The 13266-nt window shown below is 72.3% G+C and carries 8 protein-coding genes; 1 reads left to right on the plus strand and 7 read right to left on the minus strand.

Translation table 11 applies throughout. The features are described 5' to 3' along the window. The first annotated feature begins 232 nt into the window (after positions 1-232). Positions 233-2779: a SpoIIE family protein phosphatase gene (locus ACP4J3_RS03475; RefSeq protein WP_426530212.1), complete on the plus strand. Its 2547-nt coding sequence runs from the start codon at positions 233-235 to the stop codon at positions 2777-2779. Between the two features lie 537 nt (positions 2780-3316). Here the strand turns inward: ACP4J3_RS03475 and ACP4J3_RS03480 are convergent. From ACP4J3_RS03480 to ACP4J3_RS03510, 7 genes are all read right to left on the minus strand, one after another. Continuing rightward, positions 3317-4141: an ABC transporter ATP-binding protein gene (locus ACP4J3_RS03480; RefSeq protein ID WP_426530214.1), complete on the minus strand. Its 825-nt coding sequence runs from the start codon at positions 4139-4141 to the stop codon at positions 3317-3319. Then, entirely contained in the window at positions 4141-5976 is a 1836-nt protein-coding gene (locus ACP4J3_RS03485) for a dipeptide/oligopeptide/nickel ABC transporter permease/ATP-binding protein (RefSeq protein WP_426530216.1), read from the minus strand. The genes ACP4J3_RS03480 and ACP4J3_RS03485 overlap by 1 nt, the downstream gene beginning before the upstream one ends. After that, the gene (locus ACP4J3_RS03490) at positions 5966-6997 is read right to left on the minus strand and encodes an ABC transporter permease (protein ID WP_426530218.1); all 1032 of its coding nucleotides are present in this window, start codon (positions 6995-6997) and stop codon (positions 5966-5968) included. The genes ACP4J3_RS03485 and ACP4J3_RS03490 overlap by 11 nt, the downstream gene beginning before the upstream one ends. Continuing rightward, positions 6994-8424, minus strand: coding sequence for an amidase (locus tag ACP4J3_RS03495; RefSeq protein WP_426530220.1), 1431 nt, complete (start codon positions 8422-8424; stop codon positions 6994-6996). Before ACP4J3_RS03495 ends, ACP4J3_RS03490 begins: the two co-directional genes overlap by 4 nt. Before the next feature lie 126 nt (positions 8425-8550). Next, positions 8551-10131: an ABC transporter substrate-binding protein gene (locus ACP4J3_RS03500; protein WP_426530222.1), complete on the minus strand. Its 1581-nt coding sequence runs from the start codon at positions 10129-10131 to the stop codon at positions 8551-8553. Between the two features lie 267 nt (positions 10132-10398). Then, positions 10399-11082 carry a TetR/AcrR family transcriptional regulator gene (locus ACP4J3_RS03505; protein ID WP_426530224.1) on the minus strand — a complete coding sequence of 228 codons (684 nt, stop codon included), beginning with the start codon at positions 11080-11082 and terminating at the stop codon, positions 10399-10401. Between the two features lie 442 nt (positions 11083-11524). Next, the gene (locus tag ACP4J3_RS03510) at positions 11525-13090 is read right to left on the minus strand and encodes a sigma-70 family RNA polymerase sigma factor (RefSeq protein ID WP_426530226.1); all 1566 of its coding nucleotides are present in this window, start codon (positions 13088-13090) and stop codon (positions 11525-11527) included. Positions 13091-13266: the final 176 nt, after the last annotated feature.

Below are 13266 nucleotides of genomic sequence, written 5' to 3' on the forward strand. Positions count from 1 at the left end.
CGCTGGGGGGCGCGTACGGCAGTGACGGCCCGTTTCCCCGCCCGGCCGCGCGCCCTCCACTCAGCCCAGAAAGCTCAGCCGGACCTGCCGATTGGGGTTGTCCCGGTGCCGCTCGGTCCGTGGGCGCTGGACGGCCTTCCCGGCCCGGCGCCCCTCCACGTGGAGCCATGGACCGTCCTAAAATGGAACGAATTACCCACCGACGATCGAGGGCAACGTGTCGGCCAACGGTGTGGCATCGGACTTGTACCCGTTCGGCGCCGCAAGTGTCGGCGAAGCGTCCGAGCGCGACGACGCGCTGGTCAGTGCCGTCGTCGGTGCCGTGGAGCTGACCGGAGCGCATACCGGAAGCGTGTTTCTGCTCTCTGGCGACCACCGCTCGCTCGTAGTGGCCGCGTCGTGCGGTTCGCCGCCCTCCCTGCTCAGCGGGTGGCGTCGGATCCCGGTGAACAGCGGTCTGCCAGTGGCTGAGGCGTACCGCTCCGGGCGCATGGTCCATCTGGCCGGCGCGGAGGAGACGATGCGGCGCTTCCCGCAGCTCTCGGTCGCCCTGCCCTACCCGTTCGGCTCCGCATCGGTGCCCGTCCGGGCGGGCGATCGGACCTTCGGCGCCATGGCCGTGGTGTGGACGGCCAGGCCGGACGGGACAGGGCTGTCGAGGGCGCAGCGCCGGAAGCTGCGCTCCGCCGCCGACCGGCTGGGCGCCACCCTCGCCGGACTGCGGGCCCGCGGCGCACTCGGTGAGTACGACGAACGGATGGCTCCGGTGGTGGTTTCGCTGCCATCCGCTCCGGTGATCCGGGTGGGCCTGTTCGACTGGAATCTCGACACCGGAGCCCTCTCGGCCGACGACGAGCTGTGCGCGATCCTCGGAATGCCGCCCGGCGAGTTCGACGGACGGGCGGCCACTCTGGCGGCCATGATCGAGCCCGCGGATCTGCCCGGCTTCCGGTCCGCCGCGCGCGCCGCGGTCCAGGAACGCCACGTGCTGGCACACTGCCTGCGCATCCGGGACGGTCGCGGAGGCCGCAACACCGTCGAGCTGTGGGGCCGGGTGCCCGAGAGCCCTGACGACCTGGAGGCCTCGGCCCATCTGGTCGGCGCCGTACTCGACTCCGGGAGCCGCATGGCTGCCGTGGCGGCGATCGAGCGGCTCGCGGACGGCTTCTTCGCGCTCTCGCCCGACGGACGCGTCGCCTACGCCAACCGCAGCCTGGAGAATCTGCTGCGGGTCCGCCAGGACGAACTGCTCGGCCGACGCCCCTGGGACGTCCTGCCCTGGCTGGCCGATCCCGTGTACGAGGACCGCTACCGGGCCGCCCTGGTCTCCCAGCAACCGGTCTCCTTCCTGGTCCGCCGCCCACCGGCCACTTGGCTGGTCTTCTCCCTCCACCCGGGCGCTCAGGGCATGACGGGGTGGGCGGCACCCGTGCGCCAGCCCGTACCGGCCGACACCGGGCCCGGGGCGCCCCTCTCGGAAGGGGGGCCGCCCGCCTCCTGGTCGCCCCCGCCCGCGGCGCCGCGCGTGGGTTCCCTCTACCGGGTGCTCACGCTGGGCAGCGCGCTCACCGAGGCGGTCACCGCGCACGAGGTGTTCGAGGCCGTCGCCGAACAGCTGCTGCCCGCTTTCGGCGGCCAGAAGCTGGCGATCGCCGTGGTGGAGGAGCGGCGCCTGCGCCTGCTCGATCAGCGCGGCTATTCGAAGCGCTTTCTCGCCCGGTTCGAGGGCACTCCGCTGCATGCCCGGCTGCCCGTGACGGACGCGCTGACCTCCGGGGCCCCGCTGTTCGTCGAGTCCCGTGAGGAGCTGCTCGAGACCTACCCCGGGATCATGGTCAGTCAGTCCAACTCCTGGGCGTTCCTGCCCTTGATCGCCTCGAACCGCCCGGTCGGCGTCTGCCTGCTCGGCTTCGACGACGTCCACCGATTTCCCGACGAGGAGCGCGGAGTCCTCACCGCACTGGGCGGCCTGATCGCCCAGGCCCTGGAACGCGCCAGGCTCTACGACGCCGAATTCGCCCTCGCCCGCGGCCTGCAGAACGCGCTGCTGCCGCACCGGCTGCCCACACTGCCGGGCCTTGATGTCACCGGGCGCTATCTTCCGGGCACCCGAGGGATGGACATCGGCGGCGACTGGTACGACGTCATCCCCACCGGCGACGAGGTCGCGCTGATCGTGGGGGACGTCGAGGGGCACAACGTCGCCGCCGCGGCCGCCATGGGCCAGCTGCGCAGCGCGGTGCGGGCCTTCGCCACCGCCGGCCACCGGCCGAGCGACGTCGTCGCCAACACCAACCGGCTCCACATGGACCTCGACCCGGCGCTCCTCGCAAGCTGCTGCTACGCCCGCCTCCATCCTCGCTCGGGGGTCGTGCGCATCGTCCGTGCCGGCCACCCCCCGCCCTTGCTGCGCCTGCCCGACGGGCAGGCCGAAGTCCTGGATGTGCCCGGCGGCCCTCTGCTCGGCATCGACACAGCGGCATACTTCCCGGAGTCCGAGGTGCGCCTCGTCCCCGGGTCGATCCTGGGCCTGTACACGGACGGACTGATCGAGAAGCGTGACTCGGACATCGATTCCGACGTCGACCGGCTCCGGGCGTCACTGGCCCGCATGGGCGGGGGCCGCCTGGAGGATCTGGCCGACGCGCTGCTGCGGGACGCCCGCCGGTCCGCCGACAGGGCGGACGACATCGCCCTCCTGCTCACCGAGTACGCCCCGCCACCGCGGACGGCGACAATGCCGGCGTCCGCACACGCCGGCTCCGGCCCGCCGCCGTGAGGCAGCGGGCTCTCCGACGCCGCTGTCCGCTGCCCCGGATCTTCCGGTACGCCCCCTGGTGACCCGACGGGTCCCAGGCCCTGGCACCGTCCCTGTCGGCGGCCGTAGTGATGTGGAAGGGGGGCCACATATCCGCCGGCCGACGGCCGGAGAAGGCTCGGTTGAACTCGTCGACGGTCTGCCGGCCCTGCGGGGACAGCGCCGCCGAAGGCCAGACGGCCGGGCCGCCGGCAGAGGTGCCCCAGGCGGGCTTGGCTGAAGAGGTTGACGAAGCGGCGCCGCCAGGAGATCAGTCCGACGCGCCGCGGATACCTTGTGCTCAGGGTGATGTTCTCTGCGACCGACACCAGCAACACCGCCCCACGCCTGCGCCGGGCCCGCTCGCGCCGCTCCGCGCCGCAGGGGCCGTGGCCGTACCTTCCACCGCGTTGGCGGCGTTGGCGCCCGGGCGGCGAGGTCCAGGCCCACAGCGCCGCACCACCCGACGGCCGGCATGGGCCGGTCGGCGGGCCGGGAGCCGCACCGCATCCGGTCGATTCACGTCGTGACGGGCTCGTCGTCGAGGCGGAACCTCGGGTCGCCCGGGACGGACGCGAGGAGTTGAGCGGTGTACGGGTGGTTCGGCTCGGCGAAGGTGGCTCCGGTCGGGCCGAGTTCGACGAGGTCCCCGTGCAGCAGGACCGCGACCGTGTCGCTGACGTGCCGGACGACGGCCAGGTCGTGCGAGATGAACAGCATCGTCAGCGAGAGCCGGCGGCGCAGACCGGCGAGCAGGTTGAGGATCTCGGCCTGGGTCGTCAGGTCCAGGGCCGAGGTGATCTCGTCGGCGATGACGAACCGGGGACGCGGTGCGAGGGCCCGTGCGATCGCCAGCCGCTGCCGCTGGCCGCCGGAGAACTCGTGCGGGTAGCGGTCCATGGCGTCCGGGTCGAGGCTCACCTGGCCGAGCAGTTCGGCGATCCGGGCCCGGACCGGTTTGACCCTGGCCCGGACCGGATCGAGTGCCTCGGCGAGCGACTGCGCGACGGTGCGCCGCGGGTCGAACGAGGAGTACGGGTCCTGCGGGATCATCTGGACCGTCGCGGCTCCCGCCCGTCCGCGCGAGGTGCGCAGCGGGGCGCCGTCCACGAGGATCCGACCGCTCGACGGCCTGTGGACGCCGACGAGTGTCCGCGCGAGCGTCGTCTTGCCCGACCCGGACTCTCCGACGAGTGCGAGGGTGCTGCCCCGGGGGATGTCGAACGAGACTGCCTCGAGCACCCTGCGGGCCGCGGCACCGTGGCCGAGTTCGACGGTGAGGTTCTCGACGCGTAGCAGCGGCCCGGCCGTCTGCGGGTCCGGTGCGGGGGCTGTGGCGGACATCATCGGCTCCCTTCCGCGGCCGGGGGGCGGTCCGCGGCTTTGTCGGAAAGGTCGTCCGACGGCGCCCCGCTCGGCTGCGCCGCATGCGCGTCGGCGGTCCACCGGACGGCGTTGAGGTCTCCTCCGGCCTCGACCGCGGCGGGCGTCGCGGCGAGCAACGCGCGGGTGTACGGGTGGGTGACCGTCCCCCGACGCAGGTCGCCGCCCGTCGTCCGGTCGACGACGCGGCCGCCGTGGAGCACCAGGACGGTGTCACAGAGCACGCCGACCACGCCGATGTCGTGCGAGATGAACAGCATGGCCGTGCCGTGCTCGCGGTTGATGCGCCGGAACTGCCGCAGCACCTCCGCCTGGACGGTGACATCGAGCGCCGTCGTCGGTTCGTCGGCGATGAGCAGCCGCGGGTTGGTCGTCATCGCGGAGGCGATGGAGGCGCGCTGGAGCATGCCGCCGCTCAGCTCGTGCGGGTGCTGGCGCAGCCGCCGGTCCGGCTCGGTGACGTGGATGTCGGCCAGGGCGCGGACCATGTCCTGCGCGGCCTGACGCCGGGGCGTCCCCAGATGCACCCGAGCCACCTCGGTGAGCTGGGTGCCGAGCCTCAGCGCCGGGTTGAACGTGCCGATCGGGTCCTGGTAGACGATGCCGATCTCGGTCGCGAGGCGTCGCTCCGGCGGTGTTCCGAGCAGATCGAGGTCGCCGAGGGCGAGACGCGACGCGTTCGCCCGCACGCCCTCGGGGAGCAGGCCCGCGATCGCCATGGCGATGGTGGACTTGCCCGAGCCCGACTCCCCGACGAGGCCGACGATCTGGCCGGCCCCGATGGTGAACGACACGCCGTCGACGAGTGTCCGGTCACCGGCCCGCACGGTCAGCCCGGCGACGGTCAGCAGGCCGTCCTGCTCCGTGCCGGCCGTTGCCCCCGCACCGTCCGACGGCTGAAGCGCCTCAGGCGCCTGTGCGGCCGGTCCCGTCGCGTCCGCCGTCCCGGCCGGTGCGGGCGCTGTGCCGCGGGTTCGCGGGTCGACGAGTGAGGCCACGCCGTCTCCGAGGAGCATGGCGCCCACACCGGTGACGATGAGCATGATCGACGGGGCGAGGACGACCGACGGCTGGGCGAAGATCTGCGGCAGCGCCTCGTTGAGCAGCCGGCCCCAGTCGTACTGCGGGTTCTGCACACCGAGGCCGACGAACGACAGGCTGCTGATGTCGAGCAGGGACAGGGTGAAGCTCGAACTGAGGAGCACCAGCAGCGGCCCGCTGATGTTCGGCAGGACGTGCCGGCCCAGGATGCGCGGGCCGGGGACGCCGAGCAGGCGCGCGGTGAGCACGTAGTCCTTGTCCGCGACGGTCGCGGCGAGATTCGCCGTCAGCCGTGCGAACCCGGGGACGCCGGCGACGGCGATGGCGACGATCGCGGACACCGTGCCCGGTCCGAGCACCGCCGCGACGACGAGGGCGAGGACGAGGGAGGGGAAGGCCACCGCCGAGTCGATGAGCCGCAGACAGGTCTCGCGCAGCCACCCGGGTGCCAGGTGGACCAGCGCGCCGATCGCGACGCCGACGACGAACGAGGCGGCGGTGGCGGCGGCGGCCATGAGCAGGGTGAGCCGGGTCGCGACGAGGGCCCGGGCGAGGACGTCACGGCCGAAGGCGTCGGTGCCGAGGAGATGCTCGGCACCGGGCCCCAGCCGGGCGTCGTCGGTGAGGGTCTCGGCGGAGCCGCTCAGCAGCGGCGGGGCCACGAGGGCCACGACGAGGAGCAGTCCGAGGATCACGGCGCCGGACAGCAGCGACGGGTTGCGGCGCCATCGGCGCACGGTCGCGTCAGTGGCCACGACGACCTCCCTCGAGAGTGCGGGGGTCGACGATCCCGAGGACGATGTCGACGAGGAGGTTGACGAGCAGGGCGAGCATGCCGACGACGAGGATGATGCCCTGGATCACCGGGTAGTCCTTGTAGATGATCGCCTGGACGACCTCGGTGCCCAGCCCCGGGTAGGTGAAGACGTTCTCCAGGATGATCGTCCCGCCGAGCAGGGACGTGAGGACGAGACCGGTCAGGGTGAGGACGCTCGTCACGAGGTTGGGCAGTGCGTGGCGGAGGTGGAGACGCACGGATCCCAGGCGGTGGCCGCGGGCGGTCCTCATGTAGTCCTGGGCGAGCACGGACGCCGTCTCCTGCCGGACGACCCGGGCGATGGCGAAGGCCGGGCCGATGCAGAGCGCGGCGATCGGCAGGACGAGCGCGCTCGGTGTCGTGGCGCCGCCGGACGGCAGCAGCCCGAGGCTGATCGAGAACAGGACGATGAGGAGGGTCGCGACGACGTAGACCGGCGCCGACGCCAGGAGCCCGGCGACCGTGCCGAATGCGACGCCGAGCCGGCGGCGGCGTCCGTCGCGGGTGAGGACGCCGACGGTCATGCCCAGCGGGACGGCGATGACCAGGGAGAGCAGGACGGCCGGGATGACGAGCTGGACGGTGTACGGCAACCGGGTCGCGACGATGTCCGCGACCGGGGTGTCGAACCGGAACGAGGTGCCGAGCCGTCCGGACGCGATGTCGCCGAGGTAGTGGACGAACCGCGTCGCCAGCGGCTCGTCGAGGCCCAGTCGTTCGCGTATCGCCGCGAGCGTGGCCGGGGACGAGTTGGTGCCGGCGATCGCGCGGGCCGGGTCGCCCGGCAGCAGGGGCACGATGAGGAACGTCACGAGGACGAGCAGCAGCATGGACATCAGCAGGCCGCCCGCCCGGCGGACGGCGAACCCGGCCCAGCCCCCGCGCAGCCGCAGCCGGGGAGCGCGCCTGACGGGTGCGGCCGGTAGCGGCCCGGTCGGGACCGCGGACCCGGCGCTCACAGCGCCACCCCTGTGAGCGCCGCGTCGTCGGGGTGCCGCTCGTGCCAGCGGAACCGCGGTTCGAGCTGAGCGGACAGGCGCAGCAGCGTCGCCTCGTCGAAGGGGGCACCGACGAGTTGCGCACCGACCGGCAGCCCGTCCGCGGTCGTATGGACGGGCAGCGAGATGGCGGGCAGCCCGGCGATGTTGACGAACGCGGTGAACGAGACCATCCGGGTCTCGGTGCGCCGCGGGCCGTCCGGGGCGGCGTTCGCCTCGTCGTACACGGGGCCGACCGGTGGCGCCACGACCGCCGTGGTCGGGGTGAGGAGGACGTCGAAGTCCCGGCCCCACTGGGCGACCACCTCGCGTGACTCGGCCTGCAGGCGCGCCGCCGTCCGGGCGTAGTCGCCCGCGGTGACCTCGAGGGCGGTTTCCCGGCGGCGCCGGATGTAGGGGTCCACCGCGTCCGGATCGTCGACCTCGATGGCGTAGGTGGAGGCACTGATGATCGTCCAGGTGAAGCCCATGATCGCCTCGTACGAGAACATCTTCGGGCGGGCCTCGACGACGTCGTGTCCCAGGTCGCGCAGTGCCTGCGCGGCCGTCAGCGCCGCCGTGCGGCACTCCTCGTCGACCGGCAGCCCGGTCGGCGCGTCGAGGAGCAGGCCGACCCGCAGCCGTCCGGGATCGGCACCGGCCTCCTCGATGTACGGGCGAGCCGGTTCGGGCGCGCTGTACCAGGCGAGCCGGTCGGGACGGCCCATGACGTCGAGCATGAGGGCCGCGTCGCGCACGGTGCGGGTGATCGCGCCTTCGGTCGTCGAGTGTTCCCAGCCCCGGACGAACGCGGGCACGCGTCCCCGGCTCGGTTTGAGGCCCACGAGGCCGGTGACGGACGCCGGGACCCGGATCGATCCGCCGCCGTCGGAGGCGTGTGCCACCGGGGCGAGCCCGGCCGCGACGGCCGCCGACGCGCCGCCGCTCGACCCGCCGGAGGTGTGCGCCGGGTTCCACGGGTTGCGTGTCTTGCCGTGCCGGGCGTTCTCGGAGACGGTCAGAGCGCCGAATTCCGGCGAGTTCGTCCGGCCGAGGGGGATCGCGCCGGCGTCGAGGAGGAGCTGGACGTCGGGGTCCGTGATGGTCCGCGGGGTCTCCCGGATCGCCAGTGAGGACATCGTGTTGGGTTGTCCCGCGACGGAGTTGAGGTCCTTGATGGGCACGGGGACGCCGTGCAGCGGGCCGAGCGGATCGCCGCGCAGCACCGCCCGCTCGGCCCGGACGGCCGCCGCGCGCACGGCGTCGGCGTCGAGCCAGACCACGGCGTTGACGGCGGGGTTGATCCGCTCGATGCGGTCGAGGTAGGTCTCGGCCACCTCCACCGGGCTGACCTCTTTCGTGCGCACGAGGTCGGCGATCTGCTGGGCGGTGCTGAATGGGTCGATCACCAGGGGACTCCAGTGGGAAAGGTGCGAGGGTCTCGGTGCGGGGCGCCGGAACAGCGCGGGGATTGTCCGTGCCGGACGGCCGGGTCCGGCCGCGTGGGTCTCCGCCGCGTGCGGGCGGCCGGTCCGTCAGCCGGTGATGCGCAGGATCGGGTCGTCGAGCGAGCCGCCGAGCATCTGTGCGCTGAATCCCTTGCGCAGTGCGTAGATGAACGGGTCGTTGACCAGCGGCACCGCGTCAACCTGCGAGATCAGGGCCTTGGCGGCCTTCTGGTAGGCGGCGCAGCGGGCCTCTTCGGTCGTCGCCTCGGCGCCCTCGGCGAAGGCCTTGTTCACCACGGGGTTCTTCACCGCGCCGAGGTTGCCGCCGCCTTCGGGGACGGTCGGGCCCACGAAGTGGGAGAGCGGGTTGGCAAGGCTGCCGAGGAAGTTGAGGTCGGCGAAGACCGTGAGGTCCCAGGCGTCGGGCTTGCCGAACACGGTCCCGACCCAGGCCCCGACGTCGACGTTGGCGAGCGTGACCTCCGCGCCCGCGGCCCGCAGCGCCTCCTGGATGTACTGGTTTCCGGCGCCTGCGGGCCCGACGACCTGGGGGCCGACGAGGCGGATCTTCTTGCCCTTGAGCACGTCCGCCGCCGCGGCTTTGTCCGTCGGTACGAGGAAGGAGGTGCCGGGGTCGTTGCAGGGGATGCCCTTCTGCACGAACATCGTCGACGGCTCACCGGTGTCCTTCGAGACGACCTTGGTGAAGGCGGCGCGGTCGACGGCCTGGGCGACCGCCTTGCGGGTGGCGACGTCCGCGAAGACCGTGCCGGGTCGTTCGTTGAAGAGCAGGTAGAAGTCGGAGAACCGGCTGATGCTCACGCTGTGGCCGGCCACGCCGTCGAAACGCGGGATGCCGGAGGCGTCGATCTTGCCGATGTCGAGCTGGCCGCTCGTCACGAGGTTGCCGGTCGCCGTCGGGTCGGGCGAGACCAGGTACTCCAGCGTCGTGGCGACCTTGCCGGGGATCTTCGTGCGCCAGGCCGGCCATGCCTTGTACTCCGGGCGCAGCCTGTAGGAGTACGAGACGCCGGACTGGGACTTCTGAAGAAGGTACGGGCCGGACTGGGAGCCCTTGGCCTTACCGGCGGCGAGGGCCTTGAGGTCCTTGAGTCCCGCCGGGCAGACGATGCCCGTGCTCGCGACCGACAGGCCGGTGACCATGTCGCCCCACGGCCTGGCGAGCGTGATCTTCACCGTCCGCGCCGCGTCGTCGGCGCTCACTTTCACCGTGTTGCCGGGGCCGAAGACCGTGGGGAGATCGGGCGCCGCCGTCTTCGGGTCGATGTAGCGGTCGAGGGAGCCCTTGACGACCGTCGGCGTGATCGGCGTCCCGTCGGCGCAGGTCGCGTCGTTGCGCAGGGTGAACGTGGCCGAGGTCGGCGTGCTCTTCCACTGGGTGGCGAGCCCGCCGACGAGCCCGCCGTCGTCCTTGCGCACGAGGGTGTCGTAACTGTTCCGGGCGAGCTGGTAGTCCGGCAGGGACAGCGCCTTGGCCGGATCGAAGCCGGCCGGGACGTCGATCGTCGTCCGGATCTTCGTCGCCGTGGCGGCATCGCCGCCGCTCGGGTCTGCGGACGTCGATCCCGTGGTGGTGCAGCCGGCGAGTACGGCCGTCATGGCGACGGCTGCGGTCACAGGGACCGAGCGGGTACGGGTCTGGCGCATGGGTGCTCCTGGAGAGGGATATCGTGCTCTGCGCAGGTCGGGCACGGGATCGGGCGGGACGAGCGCGAGCAGTTCGGGTGGAGGCGGTGCGCGCGGCGCTCGGTGGACGCCGCTTGGCAGCGAGCCGTGGAGCACTGGGTGTGGAGAGGATGCCGCCAAGTGAACGGCGTAGTCAATAGCGTTAACTATCTTTGCGCGCGAGCCACCGGTGCCGCCGATTTCGGCCGCGAAGGCATTGCTGGGCGGCGACCGCGAAGTTGACGCGCGTCAGTCGCGCGGGAGCGTCGCCGCCTCCGCCTCGAGGGCCGCGAGGAGGATGTCCGTCTGCCGGCGGAAGACTTCGGTCATGTCGACGCTGCGCAGGTGCTCCTTCGCCGCCTCGGCGTAGGGGTACGCGTCAGGATCCGCCGGCTGGTATTCCTGCACCCAGTTCACCTCGGCGCCGAACCGCTGGTTGACGAGCCGCCAGGCGTTGTTGCTCGCCATGGCGAGGATGAAGTTCGAGAACGCCTGGTAGTGCAGGACGGCCTCCCGGACGCGCCAGCCGCCGCGGTGGAACGCTTCCAGGACGGCGTCCACGGCGCGCAACTCGTGAACGCCCCGGGTGACCCTCCCCATGCAGAGCGCGGCGGCCGCCGGGTGGTCCAGCGCGGTGTTCCAGGCACGGATCGCCAGGTCCCGCAGCGACTCGGTCCACGACTCGTGCGGCTCGTACCCCTCGAGGGAGATCCTGTCGAGCTCTTCCGCGACGGCGACCATGATGTGGTCGCGGCTCGCGAAGTGCCGGTAGACCGCGGTCGCGGAGGAGGACAGTTCCTTGCCGAGGCGCTGGAAGGTCAGCGCGTCCGGTCCGTCCTCGTCGAGGATCCGCAGCGCGGTCTCCACGATGAGCCCCTGGGAAAGGGTTCCCCGCTGGAGCCGCTTCGTCGACCGGCCTCCGGCCACTGCCACGCGAACGCCTCCCTCTCACGGACGGCGAGCACACGCCGCCGCAGCCTGCGCCTCCTTACCGGCGACAAGGAAACCAGCCTAAGCGACTGGTGGTGAGCGGATCGTCCTGGGCCCGGTCACCGGGGCGAAGGCGGGGACGCCGCTGCGGCCGTCCGGTCACCAAGCAGACGGTGGCCGGCCGGGCGGGCAAGAGACCGGGACGGCCGTCACGCGGGTACCGGCCGGCGCAGTCCTCGTCCGGAACGAAGACGGACGGGCAACGGACACCTCGACAACTTCATCGGCCCGCGCACGTGACGGGCCCGTGGCGCGGACGCCGTCCGGCTCGGCCACTCGGCCCCATTGCGCGCACTGCAGCAGGGCTACGACCTGACCGAGAGGACACCCGGCGCGTCCTCGTCGGGGCGGGCCGGCGTCACGCGAGTTTCAGGGCCGTTCAGTGTCAGGTCCAGGGCGCCACGAGGACGAAGGAGCGGCCGGCCCGGTACGCGGCCGTGTTCTCGAAAGGGTCGAGCCACAGCTGGAGGTTGTCCCGGTGGCGGAGGTAGCGGCCGGGGTAGTTGTACGACTCCAGGGAGGCCGAACCGGCCGTGGAACCGGAACGGAGGCAGAAGGTGGCGTCCTTCTGGAAGATGACGGATCCGTCGTCGGCGTCCAGCCGGATGCGGAAGGCGTAGTGCCGCAGATACCTGCCCCTGGCGTCCCTCAGTGAGTAGCAGCGGGGGTCGGCCAGGCCGGGAACGAACGTGAAGGTGGCCGCCTGCCGGATGGCCGCGGAGCTGGTGGCGCCGACCGGACCCAGGATGCCGAGTCCGCCGGACTGGCTCACGTAGTCGCCGGGGTTGTCGACCGACCGTAGGGCATGCCGCCCCGAAACCCGCGCCTCAGCCGTCGTCGCCGGGGCTGCTGTCGGCGTCGATGTCGGTGTCGGTGTCGGTGTCGGTGAGGCGGATGTTCTCGGGGACGGCGGCGCGGACGAGGCGGCGGGCGACTGCGGGGCCGCGACGGCGGGCCGCGGGGCCGGCTCGTGCGATCCCGTGGCGGTGTACCAGGCCACTCCGGCAGCCGCGAGCGTGACGGCACCAGCGACCGCTGTCGCCGCGGGCTTGGCGGCCAGCCTGCCGATCGTCCGCGCCGTACGATTCGCACCGCTCGCCGTACGCGTCCCCGCGTCGATGGTCGCCCCGGCCGAGTCCGCCCCCAGAGCCCTGGCCAGCACCAGGCCGACCAAGCCGGCCGGCACCGGCACCAGCGCGAGGCCGGCCAGCAGCCCCTCCGCCGGTATCAGGTCGGACGAGTTCAACAGGCACTGCGGACAGTCGCGGACATGGCGTGCCAGCCGCTTGCGCCACAGCGCGGACGGCCGTCCGTTCCACGAGGTGAGCACGGCGGCCAGGTCCGGGCAGCGCGGCGAGGCCGTCACGGCTCGTACCACGGTGCGCGCCGTCTCCAGCCGTTCCTTGACCCGCTGGACTCGGACCGCGGCATGCTGGGGTGTGAGGCCGCAGGCCGCCGAGAGCTCGCCGCGGGTCAGTTCACCGGCGCTCTCCATCCACCACAGCGCGAGTACCTCGCGTTCCTCGTCCTCCATCCAGCGGGTCGCCTCCACCGCTTCACGCCGCTGGCCCGACAGCGCAAGCCGAAGGATTGCCAGGTCGGCGAAGTCAGCCTGCGGATCTGCTTCCTGGGCGTTCTCCTCCAGGGGTTCCGCGTCGAGCCGGGTGCGCCCTCTGCGCCACCGGTCACGGATCTGTCGCACGGTGATGGCGACGAGCCAGGACCGGAACCGATCCGGTTGCGCCAGTCCGGGCAGCCCGTCCAGGACCCGCATCATCGTCTCCTGGACCACGTCGTCGACGTCGTTGTGCCCGTCCAGCGCCCGCCCGACGATGTTGTAGACCAACGGCAGACAGTCCCGTATCAGCTGTTCCGAGGCCTGCCGGTCCCCGGCCCGCGCCGCCATGACGACGGCGACGTCCGGCTGTTCCTGCCTGTCCTGCGAGCGCACCCCGCCCCACCCGTCCCGTCGCCGTGCCGATGTGCCGAGGGCGACAGTGTGCCAGGAGCGGATCCGGAGGATGCGTGTGGGCCGCTTCTCGGGTGCCGCCCCAGTTTTTCGTCCATTCCGTGTTTTCCGTTATGCGCGATGCGCCGGTGCGTCTCCTGTACGTACGCCCATCCCGA

It is taken from the genome of Streptomyces sp. UG1, from assembly GCF_049974585.1.
Classification (GTDB): Bacteria; Actinomycetota; Actinomycetes; order Streptomycetales; family Streptomycetaceae; genus Streptomyces.